We start from the raw sequence: 16757 nt of genomic DNA, 5'->3' as shown, positions 1-16757 counted from the left end.
GATTCAAAGAGTTCCTCCGGCCTCCGATTCCACGTATCCCAAGAACCGTTGGTGCGGAGTCCGCTGTTGACTCCAATAGCGGTTGGCTCCCGGAAGCTTTTCCCGGAACTCAGAGGTCGTCGTCACGAGACGCTTTCTGGCTCTCGAAATGGCCACAAAAAACGCGCATCCTGCTGCCTCCTCCTCACCCCAGAAAGTCTGTGTTTCAACCCCTTGCACAATGACCGTATGAAACTCCAACCCCTTGCACTTGTGGATCGTGAGAATTCTGACCGCGTCAACCCCGCCGATGGATTTAAGGGATTCCAAGGGATCGGCATTGTTGTCGAAGCCTGTCTCGATGTGAGCTTTGATATTTCCGAGGATCTCAGTCCTGCGTGCCTCGTTCTCATAGTCATGCGAAAGACTTCTGATAGCCTCAGTCCCGAGTTTCATGAGCATGGCCTCAATCAAAGTCCACCCCTTCCGAAATGTACGAGTCTTCCGAATTTCACTTCTTCCACTGCGAAGAAAGCGGTCCCAATCTCTCAACTTTGAAGAGCCCTCCCCCGATTCATCGCCGAGAATCCCCTGCAGCCTTTCCCAGGCATCAGGCTCGGCATCCCCGAGGAGGACGAGAAGAAAATCCACAATGAGGCAAAAAAGAGGCTCCGCACTAAGATCCTGAATCTCCTGCTCGTTGCGGAATGGAATCCCGTGTTCACTCAACACGCTCATGATCTTGAGGGCGTAGAGATGAGGCTGGTTGTTACATAGAAACGCAATTTGGGAAAAAGGAACACCTTGCTCATTCCACAGCAGGATCGAGTCCGCAGCCCATTCCGCTTCCGCTTCGTCGTCGTCGAATGACTCCCACGCAACCTCGCCTTCGTCGAGGGCGATCTGATCATCGGGGACAGCCGCTTCCGGATCAATGTCGCGAACCATCCGGTTGTGAACCCTCCGGATCCTGTGAAGGGAACGGAAGTTCTGGTAGAGATTGAGTGGGGTCGCCCGAAAGTCCTCTTCGAATTTGAGAAAGATCCCTTCGAGCGCCCCCGCCCAGCCCATGATTTTCTGCTTGGTGTCGCCTACAGCGATGATCCTTGCCCCGCTCCCTTGGAATGCATTCAATACCAGAGTGTATTGGGCGTCGGTGCAATCTTGGAATTCATCGAGGAACACATCGCTGTAGGTTGACCGGATCGCATTACGGGCCGCAGCACATTGGTCCAATACCTCATTTGCCAGCGGAACCATTTCCTTGAATGTGATCTGGCTTCGGGGTAACCGATGGTCTCCCACCGTGTAGTCTTCATCCAACTGATCCGGACCCTTGAGCGCAGTTCTGAAAATGTCGATCAACCGCTTCCCGAAAGCGTGGAAAGTGTAGCTATCAAAACGGGCAGCAAGTTCCCTTCCGCAGCGCTTTGCTGCCCTCTCTTTGAGGTTCTCGCTCGCGTCCTTCTTGAATGAAATAGCAAGGATTCGCTTGGGGTAAGGGCAAACGCCTGTCCGCAGCAGAAAGTCGGCACGCTGGGCCAAGGTTTCGGTCTTTCCAGCTCCGGGGCCAGCAAGAAGGGCAATGCAGCCCGCCTGGGAGATCACTGCCCTGCGTGCATTGGGCTCAAGCGTCAGACCACTGGAGGGCCGCCATGAGTCTGGAGGAATCACTCAAAGACCTCCTTCAGTTTCTCTGACACATAGGCGATCAGTTCGCGATACTGTTCGGGAAGATCCGCATCAATCTCATCAAGGTCGAGGTTTGAGAGTGCCTCAATGTGAGCTGTCGGTTTGCTGCCTACCTTGAACAGCCGGTGATAATCATCGAAGCCCTTTTTTAGAGTTTTGGAATACCAAGTATCGTCGGCGTGGCTGTTCCCGAGAACTGACTTGATGGTCACGTCATCCGGTTGCTCTTGATCTCTGGTGTCCAGTCCATATGATTCGGGGAATGCCTGACTCATGCTAAAGTCGAGGTCTAGCGGCTGTGAGAAGAAAACCCCCTTATCTCCGAGGAACCCCAACCATTTCAGTCCATAGTCGGAATCTTTTCCAAGTGGACTTGAAGCATTCCATTTCGGCAAAGTAGCCTTCCCGACATCCACTCCGACCTTCGCCAACTGATCCTTTGCGTATTTGATGCGCCCCCAGCCTCCGTGATAGCGGGCCAAGTCTAGGTCAAGTAACGTCGCATGGGGAATTCTGAGATCCGAGAGAATTTTCCAGAGATAGTTCACGTGGCGACCGCCCAATTGAGCCAGCACGATACCGTTTTCATCCAACGGCAGCTTGCGTGCTTCGAAGAGCTTGGGGAGCACAATGTCCTCGCTCGCTCCCTCGCCAAGAATCACCATCCGGGCGAAGTAGATTTCGGGGTTGGAAAGGAGGCCCTCACGGACGAATTTGTGGGCGTCCATCTCAGTCTCCGGAGGCAGTTCAATCTGCTTCACTGAAGCCGTTCGCTCGGTGCCGAGCCTGGCGAAGCGAATGTGCTCCGGCTCTATTCTACGGAGCATCGATGGAGCATGGGTCGTGACGATAGCCTGGGCATCGGTAGCCGAACAGGTTTTCGCGAGCAACTTGTTGATCCTCCCGAGGTAGTGGGGCGACAAGCTGTTCTCGGGCTCTTCAACCGCAATGATCGAGAAAACCGGGGGGTTCAGTTTGTCCAGATCAATACCCAGTTCCTCACCGGTTTCCTGAGCCATAGCCTTGCGGCCAATCTCAATGTAGGCCGAGACGAGAGACAGATACAGCAAGGATTTCTGGCCGTCGCTTAGGAGGGAATAGTCGATGGTCTTCGAAGCGTGGGCCGGATTGAACTGGACGGAGAAGTTCTGAATTAGCTTTTCGAGGCTGTCCGCTCCGAACGTAATTGCGGCATCCTTGAAATGGCTTCCCTTGTGAAGCGCCGCCCAGCTCTTCGAGATACTTTTGCTGGTGGCTTTCACGGCAGGGTTGGCCTCAATGAGTGCCTGAAGTTCGGAAACGGATTCCTTGTAATCCTCAGCCTCTTTCTGCCAATCTACGGCCCGGACGATGCGCCCCAGAAGTGAAGTGGTGCTTGAGCGGATGTGATCATTTGGATCGCGCCGAGCTGGCAGATAATAGACCGCGATGTTGTTCCGGTCAGTACGAGGGACGCCCCTTATCTTGTCCTCGCCATTGCCTTCCTTGCCGACAACGTAAGAAAGAGAATCGGCGATGTCTCCGTTGGGTCCCATCGTCGCCGCCAATCGAAAGCGAACTTTGAGAACCTCTCCTGCCTCATCCAGCCTCATGTGATTGAAGCATGGAGGAATCGCATTCGCGCCGCTGTCGGTTCCTGCCTCCGGCAGAAGGAAGTCGGCTTCGATTGTGAAGCTGCGTTCTTCTGGTGGCTCCTCTTCATCGATCCCCACATGGAAATCATCAGCTTTAACGCTTCGTCGTCCCGGGTTCGCGTCGAACATGCGGCTGAGTGCTTGAAGGATTGCGGTTTTCCCCGATCCATTCGGCCCTATGATCATTGTGGTCGAGTCTTCAAAGGAGATTTCCTGGGTTTCGGGGCCGAAGCATTGGAAGTTGGTGAGTCGGAGGGTGGCGAGTTTCATGGGGCAAATGCGGTCAGGAGACTACGTCACTTGTGGGGAGGCGCGTAGCGCTTGAGAGCGCTGGGTGATGATTTTAGCGCTTCGACGAGTCGTCTACTTTACCGCTAGGTGAAGTGACCGTAATCATATTGAATCGATGATTTCTACATCCATTGCACTGCCGGAAATTCAAAAATTGAAAACAGATTTTGGGACCTTGGAGCGTGAGGCTACTATTCCAGTTTATATTGGTATCTGTCATCCACAATTCTCTTAATTCACGGAGTGCATCCTCCTGTGCTCTCGAAAATAAGCGCCGCCCGGCGCAATCCTGAAAACCTAGGCCCCTTAAGCCCGCAAAGCCGTGCACCATGCCGCCCGCGCGGCGCGGAGCAAAACCGGAAAAGCCCTTCTCAAAAAACGGGGCATGCACATCGAGCGCAGCTTCGCTCATGTCCTCGACTGCGGGGGCCTGAGGGGACCACCCTCCGGGGACAGGCCAACATCAACAAACGGTATCTCTGCGGAATTCGCGCGTTCAACCTCAGCCTGATCATGCGCAAACCGACGGGAGTGGGCACCCCGCGCCAGGCGGCGGCCTTTCTTTGGTTTATGCTTCAAGGCCCTGGCCGACCTGCTGTCCAGCGTGCCTGACAGCGCGGGCCGGAAAAATCCGCTATGCCCCGCTCTATCCCCTAGAGCGAAGTATTACCAGTTAGCGGACCAATATTCCGGCCAGTTCGGATCCCGGCTCTGTTTTCAACAGGCTCTTAGACTAGTTCCAGCAGAACGGACGTCGACTGACGGTCGATACGTCGCAGCCAGGTTGACAGACATAGACTGGAGAATTATGTGGTGCAGCGATATGATTGGCATTGGGGTTGCTCGAAGAATTCTGGAAGCCGCCTGGCAGAGGCTGTTCGGCTACGATATCTTCATCACCTACACAAGACGTGACGGGGAAGCTTATGCCCACGAACTCTGCCGAGCACTAGAAAACAAGTACCTGGTTTTTCTCGATCACACCAGCATCCAAGGTGGCCAGGCATTTCGCGCGCGCATCCAGCGCGAAATTCGTCGCTGCCAACTGCATCTGGTTGTGATCACTCCAAAGGCCGTGAACGAGCGTGAAGCGCCGTGGATCTTTGATGAAGTCGATTGGCATTTTGCTCGCCGCCGGGAACCACGCATTCAAACGATCTTCTTTCTACCGAATACACCAAATAATTTGCCCAATCGTCTGAAACGGCTGGCCCAGCACAAAGGCGTTTTCGAACTCCCCGGCGCAGAACTGGCCGGCAGTCCTTCGATTCATGTTTTGGAAGCGATCACTGGCCGTGAGTCATATCGGGCAAGTCAGATTTGGACCGAAGCTTTGGCCTCTGTTGAGGGAAATCCCAATCGCCTGCATGCGGTAGATGAAATCCGATCTGCCTTCAGTGCGGTGCGGCAGCGCACGCGAATGATTCAGACCGGCATCACCGCTTGCTGCCTGTTGTTGACCTCATGCATTGGGGCTTGGTGGGCGCATGATGTGGCGCAGCGACGGCTTACGATCGCAGGCAACGCACGATCAGCTGAAACCAGTTTGCGTTTCATGGAGGCAGAAGAACTTTGGCAGGAGGCGGCCAGGCTGGCGCCTTGGGGGAAGGAGGAGCTACGCTCGAAGTGGCAGCAGGCCAGAAATCAGCGGCTTCTCACTCCAGCGGCGGACATCAAGCTGCCGCCTGGTTGGCGCACGCACGCGGTGGGCTCTTCCGGGGGCGAATGGCGAGTAGTCGGCTATCGTATGCATGATTCGGAGGCCAGTAACGGACTTGTTGCACTCATTGATCAGCACGGCTGGCGCAAGACGGTTCCTACAGGTGACGATTTCAATCCGAGGGTGCTTTTCCACCCGGACGCGATCTATGTTCACGCAGCGGGAAAAATCACTCGCATCCCCCACAATGGAGAGCCGCGCCGTGAAGTGGATTTGAAGTTGACCTCTTATCAACTGGCAAGTTTTCCGCCACAGGTGGAGATGGCCTGGAAGGCCGGACGACTCTGCGTGCTTGCTGGGGTGGAGCGTCCGCCGCAAGTTTTCCTACTCGATCCCGTGACGCTGAATATCGAATCACGCACGGAGTTGAAACTGCCAGTCGATCTGCCAACACCCGAAACCGAGCCAGATGGTACCGACCGTTTTGGCGAGGCGATTTTCCGGCTCAGCACCAGAGATGATACTCTCGCCGTCGCCGTATGGCGCCGGTTCACCGAATACAAAGTCGGAGTGGTGACTTGGGGACTTAATCTCCAACCCAAACCAGCAGCGCGGCAGTTTGAGTTGCCCATGACAGAAATCGGGCCGGTGACGAGTCCTGAGTTGGAAACTTTCGAACTCTCGCCCGGAGATGCACAAATCTTCCTGAGAATCACGACGTTTAACTTTTTCGGCGGCACGCCCAGGCGGTCCGGCCGGGAATTCTGGCTGGCTCTCGATACTGCGAGCTACCGCCCGCCGCTTTTGATGGAGTCTATGATTGCCAAGGTGTGGCCGCTTCCAGCTCACCAACCTTTCGAAGCATACTATCGTGTGGATGGCGGCGATTTGCGGGCGCTCCTTTTCCCAGATTTCGTCGTTACAGCCCGCCCTCCGGTAGGCGTATTGCGTGGGGTTCGTGCGGCCAGTTTAGCGCCGGTTCCGCAGAACGACGTCTTCACTCTGGCGGCGGCCACAGATTACGAAGTCGTGCTCATCAGGAAAGCGAAACCTGTGTTCCGAATCGGCGTGGAATTGCCACCGGCAGCAGCAGCCCCCGACTCCCGTCTTGACCACGTCTATACCGACGACGCCGGCCACTGGCTTGCGGCTTCCTTCGAAGTAAACTCCGAAGACAAGCCAGAGCGCCTGCTCATTTGGAAAGTCGGCCCCCCTGCTCCACCCGCGACGCCATCCCGTCAAACAGACCTCATCCCCGCACAGAAGCCTGCCCAGATGATTCTAGAACAATATCCGCTGCCGAAACATGACACGACACCGCAGCCTGGTGGATTGTGAGGAATAGACAGGCTGCGCCCAGGTAATCGAACTGAACCACAAAAATTATCGATTCGGAGACAACCCTCATGAAACGCCAGCCCTTACTCGTCCATCTCCTCTTTCATCCCAAGTCCACATCCGCCTGCGAACTGGCTTGCCACATTCATCAGCAACTAAACGGCGACATTCTTGTCCCTGGACTCCGTGTGCCGACCGTCTTTTGTCCAACCAAAAAAGGGAATCGTCCCCCGCCGTCATTGCACCTCGATTTTGCGGAGCGCAATTTCCTGGTCGTGCTCGCGGATGACCAACTGAATATCGACGACGAATGGTGTCAGTTCATGGCAGACGTGTGCACGCAGGCGCAGCCTCCCGCCTGGCGTTTCGTGCCCATCCAGCTTTCCCATGACGCGTGGCCCCTCGATCCGCGGTTGAATGACCTGAGTTTCGCGAAAGCCCACTTGCAACCTGATAAAAAAGCCTGCGACGCTTTCGTCGTGCGCCGGATTGTGGTCGAGCTGTGCCGCTACTTGTCGAATCTGGAGGCGGTGGAAAACAGCGAGTTCGAGGTGCCGGTCACTCTTTTCCTCAGCCATGCAAAAGCAGACATTGACCGCGATCCTAAAGCAACGCGATGCTTCATCGACGCACTGAAAGCTGATCAGCCGGTCGAGGCTTGGGTGGATTCGGGGGACATCGCTAGCGGGTCGAGATTTGCCGAGTCCATCGAGCGGGGCGTCCAGCGGTCCTCCCTGCTTGCCGTGCTCACCGACACCTATGCCACACGCGAATGGTGTCGCGAGGAAGTCTTGCTTGCCAAAGAGCACCAACGACCCGTGGTAGTAGTCGATGCGCTGTCGGGCCATGAGGTGCGCAGCTTCCCATACCTAGGCAATGTGCCCCGTCTGCGCTGGGACGGCGACCCACAAAAGGGCATCGACCTTCTGCTCAAAGAAACTCTCCGGCAACTGTATGATCTTGTGCGCCTTGGACAATTCAAGCAGCCAGGTGATTTTATCTTCGCTCGTCCGCCGGAGCTTGCGACACTAGTGGGAAGGGATCCGAAGCTTGAAATCCTCTATCCAGATCCGCCTGTGGGTGTCAGCGAAGCGAAACGGCTCGCAAAGGCTGGCATCAAGGTCTCCACGCCCTTTCAGCGGCTCGCTATCACGCCGTCGCTGCGCGGCCAGCCAGTCTCGCTTTCCATGTCCGAGAGCACCGACATCGCGGAATGCGGTCTTGATGCTATGCACCTCGAAAGCTGTATGCTCGATCTCTCGCGCTACTTGCTGATCAAAGGCGCGACGCTCGCCTATGGCGGGCACCTGGGCGCGGAAGGCTACACTCAGAAACTCTTCGAGCTCGTTCGTACGCATAATAGCGTCGAGGGCGTCCAGCCATTCGAACGCATCGTGAATCACCGCGGCTGGCCGCTGCCGCGCCTTTCAGTCAAAGATCTCTCTGCGCTCAACCGAGTGTCGAAAACCGTGGAGCTGCCGCGTCCAGCAGAAGTGGAAGAAACTTTACACTCCGACTTTACCCGAGAGCCAAAATTCTTCCCAGGTGATAAATCGGCGGAGCATCGTTTTGCCTGGGCTCGGGGCATGACCGAGATGCGAGCCTTTCAGGCCGATCGCACACAAAGTGGCGTCGTGGCTCGCATCGTCGTCGGTGGCACCTTTGGACCTACGGTCAAGGTCTTGGAAGATGGCACACGCAAGGAGCAATGGTATGCGAGCCGCATCCCAGGCGTTCTGGAGGAGATCGTGCTTTCCGTGCAAGTGGGCCAGCCAGTGTTCCTGATCGGCGCGTTTGGCGGAGTCGCAAAGCTAGTCATCGATCTGCTACGGGGCGAAAACAGGGAGGAAGCCACCTGGGACTATCAGAAGCGAGCCCCCTTCGCCGACGAGATGAAAGCGCTTTACCAAAAGCACGGAGTTCCATGGCTGGATTATCCAGAAATCGTCGCCCTCATTCGTGATAAAGGACTGTCGGGAATCAATCCGCTGCTTACGACAGAGGAACACACTGAGTTGTTTGAAACCATTGATCAGGGCCGGATCATCGAGATCGTTCTGCTAGGACTGAGCCGACTCGATTTGCCAGTCACTCCAGACAAATAATTCGCGTCATCCACCGGCAAATGAAGGCAAAGGTATTTCTTAGCTATGCGCGCGCAGACGGCTGCGGGGTTGCCGCTCAACTTAGGTCCGAGCTATCGAGGGAACGGTTTACCGTTTTCCAGGATACTGAGGAAACATTGGCTGGTGAAGAATTTAAAACTGTCATCATGGAGGCACTTCGGAAATGCGATCTCGTCGTTGCTCTCATTACGCCTGGATACGCCCATAGCTCCTGGTGCCATGCCGAATATTACTTGGCGCACTCGGCGGGACGACCGGTCATTCCAATCCGCTTTAAGGATGAAGGCGGCCCAGTCGCACTTCCCGAGCCGTTGTCAGGCATGATCGCGGCAGCTCAATACGTCGAAGTACCGGAAGTTGCGGGAGAAGTCGTAATCCACGCCGCACTCGATAAACGACTTCGTGTCCTGCGTAGGCGAATTGTTCGCAAAAAGTGGCTAACGGCGAGTGCCGGGTTTGGTGGATTTCTCTTGGCTGCCTCAGGATTGCTGGCATTCACTTCAGAATTTGTTCGGGAGGTGGCGCGGAAAAATACCCTCAATACCATAGGCAATGCGCGCAAAGTGCTTGGCCAAGAATTTTTCCACACCAAAAGCACAGAGTTCAGGGGCGACGAGAGACTCAGGGGTAAATTGCTCGTGGACGCCGAAAACGAAGCATTGGACACGCACGTTAGGCTGAATGCCAAAATCCTTGCTGCATCCACTGTTCCCGGGAAAAGCCGATGGTTTCTCAAGTCCTGCAAATGGGAAGGGGGCGTCTATCAGAATGATGCCTTGTCGGACACGACGTTTGCGTCTGGCTCGGTGAATTCTGTAGAATTCCAGCGCGTTTATTTTGGCAATGTCATCTGGGGAAGCGCACCAAACATGGCCGTTTCCTCAGCGAAGTTTTTGAATTGTTCTTTCTCCGGCGGAGGATTTCTGGACACCAACATGATCGACTGCGATTTTACCAATTGCACATTCGACGGTGGAGTGATGCAGATTAAAAATTTTGGGGCCGTCAGATTTGCTTCTCGTAAATCAAATCCTAGTTCCGCCGTCGTGGTAGGCGGTGAAGTGTGCTCGTTCTCAAACTCAGTAATCTCTCATTGTACTGATCCCTCGCCTTCTGGGACGATGAATTTCCGAAGCCCAGAAAACGAGGTTATGTTTGATAACGTCGTGTTCGAGTCATGCCGTTTTCGGGGGTTGATTCGAAGTGATTGGTTCAAAAGATGCAGTTTCCGCAATTGCCTCTTTCCCGACTCTGCGATCGTGGAGGAGCTTATGACTTCAAACCATGTCGTTGAGGCGATTATGAAGGATGAAGGCTGTCCGTGATGTCCCAGCTTTTTAGCGAGAAGGGCTGCGTACCCCTGAACGGTCGGTGAAGAGTCGCCGGGGCAATGAAATGGTTGTAGGGGGCAAGCGGTCCATCCCGAACAAAATCAAGGTCATCGTCACCAATCCTCTGTACAAGGGAGTCGTTTACCACAACGGAGAGGACTATTCCGGCGAGCATGAGGCGCTGGTGAGTGAAAAGCTCTGGCAGGAAGCCAATGACGCGCTGAGCGGCAAAGGGCAGAAGCACAAGCAGGCATTGCTAGACCGCAACACCCATCGGTCTCTGCTCAAGGGCATCATCCGCTGCGGAGAATGCGTTCATCGCCTCACACCTAAACCGGGCGGCAAGAAGGACCGGGACCTCAATCCTTACCTCTACTACACTCGCAACAACGTCAGCAAGAATGGCAAGGCCGCGACGTGCTCCCTTCGCAATGATCCCGCGCGGGCCATTGATGACTTCGCAATCCAGATTGGGCGAGATTGGCCGTCGGCCTGAAATCATCAAGGCGGCGGTCGCATCTTCAAACGAAGAAAAGAACAAGCCCATGCGTCCGCTAAAATCGACAGGCGTTTCGATGAGCACAGCTCGACCATCTGGTCGCCAAGCTGCACGCGGAATGGCATTTGAATCGAGTCCCGACGGGATCGCGAGAGCGACGACCGGTTCGCCAGTGACCGCGTCTAGAATGAAGATCGCTCCGTCATTCGCCCGCGCGATGATCTGCTTTCTATCAGGACTAAAAGGCTCCCCGGCCTAGGTTCGCGCCGTGGCGGCGGCCATATGAACTGGTGATACTCCCCGTCGGACTGGCGCGCCACCAGCCCCTTCCGTGGTGATGAAATGCAGCGCGCTTCCATCGCGCGTCCACTCATAGATTTGCGGCGTTTACCCCACGTTGATCGCGGGCTCGACGAACTGTCCCGCCGCTACATTGAGCACACGCAATTCGCCTTCCGCAAGCCGCACCAACAATTGCTGTGAATCCGGACTCCACGCCAGCCCTTGCACTGGCTGATTCAACTCATGGCGCTGCCTTGACACCAGTGAGTCCGCTGCCGGTCTGTAGCGCAGTAAGCTCCAAAGCAGGCTGACCGCATCCTGATTTTGGGGCCAATAGATCAAAGATCGATCCAGGTAGGCGACAGCCAGCGGCCAATCATCCTCCACCAGCGCCTGCTCCGCCGCAGCGTGATCGCGCTCGCTTGCGGTGGTGAGGAGATGCTGCCGTCTATCACTTTGCATCCACGTTGCTGCACCAAGGAGCGCGATCACCGCCACTACCGCGGCGCTGAGAAAGAAAAGCTTTCGCCAGTGCCGTGCGCACTCCGCCGCATCGCGTTGGTTCAGTTCGTCGAGGTTCACGCCCAGCAGCCCCGACATGATGCGCAACCTTTCGAGTCGGAGGCGATCGGCGTAACGTTCTTCGAGGTCGCGCAGCCGGGATTTAGACAGTCCTGAACGTTCCAGCTATTCCCGATACGCAGCGGCATTGGTATAACCCATGTCATGCGTGCCCTTTGGGCGAAAGTCGCAGGGTGTCAGCGCAAAAGGGCGCTGTTTCATCGATAGGATGCAGAACGTCTGGAGTGGGCGGACCCGCTGCACGAATGCCTAGCCGCAGAGTCTCGGGCAAGTATTCACGCGCACGGCGCACCGGATCACTGGGGGCGGCCTCGGCAGCGCCCGGTTCGCCTTCAATCAACACGGGAATAATGCGATTTGCACGATGAGGCATTCACTGCCGCGTAATCCTTCTTCAGTCAGCGCTTTCAAATCGCCGCCGCCCCGCAGCTCCCATTCGTCGCGAAATACAGGTGCCACGCGCGGCGGGATCACCCCGAACTCGCCTAGGGTGCCGATAAGCGGCGTGGCAAACGATAGCTTTCGATCCAATGGTGCAGCCACTCTGCCCATCGGCGACCCTCGTCGGTGTTGTCGAGGTGCCGGTAGGAAATGAACGCCGCGAACCGGCGCTGTGGCGTTGGCTCAGAAGTGTTCACGGCGGGGGCTCTACGGTGAGGATGATCTTAGTGGGCTGCGCAGCCCGGTTGGACAAGCCAATCTTCCAGATCAACAGGCGATCATACACTTTTTTGGCTTCGGCGTCGTCGATTGTTCTGTGAGAAATGAATACGGGCATTCGCGTTTGATGATTATGCACTTGTGACTCTAGAACCGCTTTTTCCGTGGGAGAAAAATGATGTGTGTTGGAATCTAAAGTCGAAACGATGAAGGTTGTGAAAAAAAGAACGTCTTAGCAGACACCACTATTTGGGGTTGAAACGCCAATCACCTGGAGGGGCGCAGGCTCCTTGGTCTCCAAAAGACTCGAACCAATCGACAAAGGAGCGCACAAATTCATCAGTGAATTTGCACTTGTGTGCAGAGGTTCGAATGAAGATCGACTGACCGTCAAGATTCTCGAGCTGGGGTGGAACAACTGGACCAAACCGTCCCCAATAGGCGAACCTTTTTGAAATAATCACCTTGTCGGTGCTACCGGTATCTCGATCAAGGTTAGCTTCATTTGTTTCTCCTCGTTCAAGACTGTGATGAGAGTCCTCCTGAATCCATCGATTTGTTCGGGCATCTTTGTGGTAGATATTGTCGCCGTAAGAATGCTTAATGGAGCTGTCGAACTTGGGTCGCTTAAGAAAGAAGCGCGAATCGCGCCAATAATCATTAAAGGTTATGATCTCAGAGATCTTCATTGCATAAACAAGCTGGTAGCCGAGGCCCTTTTTCATTGAGCCAATTCCTGCAACCCAATCGCCGACTTCTGCAGTCCTCCGAATATCAGGTTTGCAACAGGCCAACGTGCAGAATCCAAAAAAAGGATTAGGAGCGAAGCCAAAGTCTCGTGCCACTACGTAAGAAAATAATTTCATGATTAAGAAAAGCACTATTGACAAGTTATCCGTTTGATTGACCTAGGAGGAGGCGAACTGCCATCTGGCTTCCGCCAGTTGTTGATTTTCCCGTCAATCGCTCCCATAATTTGATCGGCTTGCCATCCAACGATCGCATCAGCGTATGCATCCAAATTTGTCGGGAGTTGGTAATCCTTGCCACCCTCTTCCCATACCCCGACAATGCGCTTTCCCTGCCGTTCTGCCTCTTGAATCTCCCAATTCACCCATGGGCGTAAGTGCGTCTCCTTACCGATGATGACAACCACTGCTCCCGCCCAAGACATCTTCATGCGAAGGAGGCGCTGAATTGTGGCCGCTTTAACGAGCCCTCGATCAAGTCGTTCCTGGTTCGCTGGCTTCGCCCGAATTGAACTGTTCCGAGTGTCGGAACCATGCTTTTCAAGCAACTTTGTCATCTTGTCTACCGTCGCATCATCCTTGTGATGATGACTTATAAAGACATGACGCCGGGTCGATTCGGTGGACATGACTATACTTCCTAGGCTTTTCTCGAAAAAATGCAAGGTTTTGTGTATTGGAACAGTAAAGTTGATATTGGCAAATGAGAATCCGGAGCATTTTCCTCCGGTCCTGGCGTATTCATACGAAGCTAGCGTTCGAGTTAGAATGCCCCATGGAGGTTCCACGACTTATTGTATTTGAGGGCGTTGATGCGGCAGGCAAGTCCACAATGCGTGGTCAATATATAAAAGAGCTCGTTAATCACGGTGTGGATACACGGCTCTTATCCTTCCCTAGAATGTCCCCTGGGACACTGGGAGCAATGGTGTATCAACTTTACCATGATCCACAGGCCACCAGACGCCACTAACATAACCACTAACCATGCCGCGATCCTCCACGAACGGGCGAGAAACCTGGCACGGCGGTCAAGCAGCGTATCTTTGTCCGCCATTCCAACCAAGGGAGCCAGCAAGCTGAGCGCGGAGGCAGTGGCATCCTCAACGAACTCCTCACGCAAATCCGGCGTCAAATGCTCACGCGGTTTTCGGCCCAAACGCTTGTTTATTGCGGCGATCCAGACGGAGGCCCGCTCGTCCCCCTCTGGATCATTGTCCGCGCTAGCACCCCCCCGGCAGATCAACACCCGCTCGAGCGGTCGGTTTTCCTTGCTGAGAAAGTGTTCAATCTCCTCTGTAACCCATCGCGAGCCGGGAATGCTCACGGAGACGCAATCCACCAGATATTCGCTCGCGTCCAAGGCGCGATTGATGCCTTCGTCAAGAGACCCAGCGATTAACGACTCCCGATCTATTGGTTCAATCCAGCAGAGATGATGGGTAGAGTCGTTTGAGTTTGATGCGTGCGTCCTTGGTGGTGAAGCGCCAGTCGGTGCCGTAGTGCCGGCTGTTTCGTAAGGCTGCCCAGCTTTGCTGCTCGTGTTGAACCTCTGCTTGGGTGGCGATGCGTCTCGCAAGGCATTGTCGTTGGGCTACGCCGATCTCGATCTCGGCTCGGGCGGGCGGCAATCGACCAATCTTTCCGAATTGGAGGAGCACAAAATTAAGCCGCACATCCTGTGCAACTTGCCAAAACACACAGCTGTCTTGGTCCACTGCGAGTGCGGCTTCAAGCGTGCGCTGCTTCCACCGTTGGAACCGGATGGAAAAATATCGACTTGGTTCCGTGGTTAAATCCTGGAATATGCATTAGAGTAAGTGCCATCAGATTTAAGGAGTCCATACTGGTGTGAGCAATCATCGCGGCTTGGAGAACCAGCGTTGCGTCATAAAACGCAGGCACGGATTGGTGCATTGTTGCATGACCTCTTGAGCTTGGCCAAATGCATTCCTGCGTCTCAAAGCATCGGCAGCCAATACTCGTGCCAGATTTGCGTGTCCTGCTGGTAGGTGCAGGTTGGAAACATGATTAAATACCTCATCAGAGGATCGCTCAGTATTCGCACAAAAGTCACAAAGCTGTCCAAGCATGAGAAAAGCAGCGTCTGATTCTGACTTCACCAAGCTCAAAGTGTCTTCATTGTCGGGACTGCTGATGTCTTCGAAATGAGACGCCACATCCCCATCTTGATCATACAGGTGAAGACTGTCGCTATAATGATGATAGGCACCAACCTCCACTTTCAGCCATCCGGCGAGTATTTCCTGAAGCGAACTAAATTGAATAACATTATGTGGGAACCCACGAAAAAGATCGTTACTTCGCATGATCTGAGTCCATTCCAGTTTCCCGTCGCGAACTTTGAGCAGCGAGCAAACATTACACGGAACATCTTTGCTTGCTTCGGAGCCGTTCTCACTTGGCAGGTCTATCCGCGAATCCCAGATTTGAAGCACCACCTGCCTTGAATCCGATTTGGCTGAAAGCGCATGGTATGCCCGCTCTAACTGATCGACTCCGAAACTGGAGCGTATCCGATGGCCATAAGCTCCATGGTAAGTTGTTCCTTCACCGGCGTATCGAGGCAAGACGGCATTGAAATAGTTGAGCATCGCCGAATCGTTTCGACCGGACACAATCCAGACCACTTCGGCGATAGCAAAAGCAGGATTCATCGCCGGAACTCGCGCCGCAATCCATCGCTGGCGAGGGTATTGAAGTGAGAGTGCGACATTCATCACCTCTTGTGTCGGGCCATTGCGACTGGCTTGCCTCACGGATTTATCGTCTTGCCGAAACCATTCCGCGGCCTGCTTCCATAAATCGTTTGCTGTTCTAGCTTCTAGGGTTTGGAACATATTCAGGATCCGCGTTTAGTAGGTTATTAATTCCCCACTTTGGAGGATAAAAAAGTTGGAGTGGCTCAGACGTCGGTTTCAGCTTTTGCTTGATCCGAGTGCGGCCTGATATCCCTAAGATCTCGGGATGAGCAACTCGGGCATACTTGTCCACTTCACAAAACAAGTTCTGGCAATCAATGAGTTGAAGCCGTCGCCCCCAGAGTGTCGGGAATGATACACCAACGGCAGAGAAGCACTCGTCTTGTCGTTTCGCGATGAACTTAATGATCTCGGGTTCTGTTAATCCACCGAAGTCAGTGAAACATTTCTTAATTCCGTCACGGGCCCCTGGCCCAGGAACAACGAATTCAGTTTCTCGGAAATCCGTAATCTGACTGTAGTTGATATCCGTTACATATTGATATGCCAAGAAGTCTCCAATCGATGGATATTCACGGATCAATTCGAAGCTGCGGGCCATTGTCGGTGCTTCTGATAGCTGCTCTGGAAGCTCATCTTCAATCATACGCTCCAGTAGGCGAAGATGCATCTGATGCTTGCGGGCATACTCGGAGGATCGGCCGCCAGAGGGCATAATATAGGCCGGAGAATATAGCCGCTCGCCTTTTGCCATCGCTTCCGAGAGCACGCGATCATAACTTTTGAACGAATAATTATCGAGTGACACTTTGCCGAACTCACCTTCCAACAGTTCCCAAGTGTCGATCCTGTTGAAGATTTTAAACAAGAGGATTCTGAAAAAAGTATCTCGCAGATTGTGCTCTTTATCGTAAATAACTCGGCGGATGAGGTATTGGCTAACTCTGTCCGAAGCGCGGTAAGCGTTGGTGAATTTGTGAATCTGAAGAACCGGATCATCACTCCATGGGGGACTCGCGCCACGAATGCGCCGGAGGAACACCCGTTGCCTCTCCGCTGCAAAGCGCCAGTAGGAGCTGAATACACGGGACACCTTCAGGGGGCGCAAAAATCCAAAATCACCCGCTTCTAGGGTGGGGATAATCGGAGATGGCGGAAGGATCAGCATTTCCTGCTGATCAAACGCTTTGTCTTGCTGTTTTCGTTTCATG

14 protein-coding genes are annotated in these 16757 nt (G+C 54.3%); 4 read left to right on the top strand and 10 right to left on the bottom strand.

Features of this window, described 5'->3' with window-relative positions:
• Positions 1-3 precede the first annotated feature (3 nt).
• The 3 genes from FEM03_RS06020 to FEM03_RS06010 form a co-directional block, all read right to left on the bottom strand.
• Positions 4-1653, bottom strand: coding sequence for a UvrD-helicase domain-containing protein (locus FEM03_RS06020; RefSeq protein ID WP_138085288.1), 1650 nt, complete (start codon positions 1651-1653; stop codon positions 4-6).
• A complete protein-coding gene (locus tag FEM03_RS06015) occupies positions 1650-3575 on the bottom strand; it encodes an ATP-dependent nuclease (RefSeq protein ID WP_138085287.1) in 1926 nt (641 codons plus the stop codon). Before FEM03_RS06015 ends, FEM03_RS06020 begins: the two co-directional genes overlap by 4 nt.
• A gap of 73 nt (positions 3576-3648) precedes the next feature.
• On the bottom strand, positions 3649-4008 hold the full coding sequence (locus tag FEM03_RS06010) for a hypothetical protein (protein ID WP_138085286.1): 360 nt from the start codon (positions 4006-4008) through the stop codon (positions 3649-3651).
• A gap of 411 nt (positions 4009-4419) precedes the next feature.
• Between FEM03_RS06010 and FEM03_RS06005 the strand changes: the two genes are divergently transcribed.
• The 4 genes from FEM03_RS06005 (at position 4420) to FEM03_RS05990 (ending at position 10547) form a co-directional block, all read left to right on the top strand.
• Positions 4420-6594: a toll/interleukin-1 receptor domain-containing protein gene (locus FEM03_RS06005; RefSeq protein ID WP_206170892.1), complete on the top strand. Its 2175-nt coding sequence runs from the start codon at positions 4420-4422 to the stop codon at positions 6592-6594.
• Positions 6595-6662: 68 nt separating this feature from the next.
• A complete protein-coding gene (locus tag FEM03_RS06000; protein ID WP_138085284.1) occupies positions 6663-8699 on the top strand; it encodes a TIR domain-containing protein in 2037 nt (678 codons plus the stop codon).
• Between the two features lie 20 nt (positions 8700-8719).
• The gene (locus tag FEM03_RS05995) at positions 8720-10045 is read left to right on the top strand and encodes a TIR domain-containing protein (protein WP_138085283.1); all 1326 of its coding nucleotides are present in this window, start codon (positions 8720-8722) and stop codon (positions 10043-10045) included.
• Between the two features lie 46 nt (positions 10046-10091).
• On the top strand, positions 10092-10547 hold the full coding sequence (locus tag FEM03_RS05990; RefSeq protein ID WP_138085282.1) for a recombinase zinc beta ribbon domain-containing protein: 456 nt from the start codon (positions 10092-10094) through the stop codon (positions 10545-10547).
• A gap of 390 nt (positions 10548-10937) precedes the next feature.
• Here the strand turns inward: FEM03_RS05990 and FEM03_RS05985 are convergent, their stop codons facing one another.
• The 7 genes from FEM03_RS05985 to FEM03_RS05960 all read right to left on the bottom strand — a co-directional run bounded on the left by FEM03_RS05985 (position 10938) and on the right by FEM03_RS05960 (position 16756).
• A complete protein-coding gene (locus tag FEM03_RS05985) occupies positions 10938-11432 on the bottom strand; it encodes a WD40 domain-containing protein (RefSeq protein ID WP_138085281.1) in 495 nt (164 codons plus the stop codon).
• A 467-nt stretch (positions 11433-11899) separates the two neighbouring features.
• Entirely contained in the window at positions 11900-12052 is a 153-nt protein-coding gene (locus tag FEM03_RS24310; RefSeq protein WP_166442656.1) for a hypothetical protein, read from the bottom strand.
• 267 nt (positions 12053-12319) lie between these two features.
• Positions 12320-12940: an Nmad2 family putative nucleotide modification protein gene (locus tag FEM03_RS05980; protein WP_138085280.1), complete on the bottom strand. Its 621-nt coding sequence runs from the start codon at positions 12938-12940 to the stop codon at positions 12320-12322.
• 14 nt (positions 12941-12954) lie between these two features.
• Positions 12955-13452 carry a TIR domain-containing protein gene (locus tag FEM03_RS05975; protein WP_138085279.1) on the bottom strand — a complete coding sequence of 166 codons (498 nt, stop codon included), beginning with the start codon at positions 13450-13452 and terminating at the stop codon, positions 12955-12957.
• Positions 13453-14244: 792 nt separating this feature from the next.
• Positions 14245-14484 (bottom strand): hypothetical protein, encoded by a 240-nt coding sequence (locus FEM03_RS05970; protein WP_138085278.1) that lies wholly within the window; start codon positions 14482-14484, stop codon positions 14245-14247.
• Positions 14485-14682: 198 nt separating this feature from the next.
• The gene (locus FEM03_RS05965; RefSeq protein ID WP_138085277.1) at positions 14683-15684 is read right to left on the bottom strand and encodes a thymidylate synthase; all 1002 of its coding nucleotides are present in this window, start codon (positions 15682-15684) and stop codon (positions 14683-14685) included.
• Entirely contained in the window at positions 15662-16756 is a 1095-nt protein-coding gene (locus FEM03_RS05960) for a nucleotide kinase domain-containing protein (RefSeq protein WP_206170891.1), read from the bottom strand. The genes FEM03_RS05965 and FEM03_RS05960 overlap by 23 nt, the downstream gene beginning before the upstream one ends.
• Position 16757 lies beyond the last annotated feature (1 nt).

Origin of the sequence: Phragmitibacter flavus (assembly GCF_005780165.1) — a bacterium.
GTDB classification, from domain to species: domain Bacteria; phylum Verrucomicrobiota; class Verrucomicrobiia; order Verrucomicrobiales; family Verrucomicrobiaceae; genus Phragmitibacter; species Phragmitibacter flavus.
Note: the sequence above shows the minus strand (reverse complement) of the source record. Positions and strands in the feature narration are given on the sequence as shown.

Excerpts from the sequence above, each read along its gene's own strand:
- FEM03_RS06010 (WP_138085286.1), bottom strand. The coding sequence starts at position 4,008 with ATGAGCGAAGCTGCGCTCGATGTGCATGCCCCGTTTTTTGAGAAGGGC.
- FEM03_RS05980 (WP_138085280.1), bottom strand. The coding sequence starts at position 12,940 with ATGAAATTATTTTCTTACGTAGTGGCACGAGACTTTGGCTTCGCTCCT.
- FEM03_RS06015 (WP_138085287.1), bottom strand. The coding sequence starts at position 3,575 with ATGAAACTCGCCACCCTCCGACTCACCAACTTCCAATGCTTCGGCCCC.
- FEM03_RS05965 (WP_138085277.1), bottom strand. The coding sequence starts at position 15,684 with ATGTTCCAAACCCTAGAAGCTAGAACAGCAAACGATTTATGGAAGCAG.
- FEM03_RS05985 (WP_138085281.1), bottom strand. The coding sequence starts at position 11,432 with ATGTCGGGGCTGCTGGGCGTGAACCTCGACGAACTGAACCAACGCGAT.
- FEM03_RS06005 (WP_206170892.1), top strand. The coding sequence starts at position 4,420 with ATGATTGGCATTGGGGTTGCTCGAAGAATTCTGGAAGCCGCCTGGCAG.
- FEM03_RS05960 (WP_206170891.1), bottom strand. The coding sequence starts at position 16,756 with ATGAAACGAAAACAGCAAGACAAAGCGTTTGATCAGCAGGAAATGCTG.
- FEM03_RS06000 (WP_138085284.1), top strand. The coding sequence starts at position 6,663 with ATGAAACGCCAGCCCTTACTCGTCCATCTCCTCTTTCATCCCAAGTCC.
- FEM03_RS05975 (WP_138085279.1), bottom strand. The coding sequence starts at position 13,452 with ATGTCCACCGAATCGACCCGGCGTCATGTCTTTATAAGTCATCATCAC.
- FEM03_RS05995 (WP_138085283.1), top strand. The coding sequence starts at position 8,720 with ATGAAGGCAAAGGTATTTCTTAGCTATGCGCGCGCAGACGGCTGCGGG.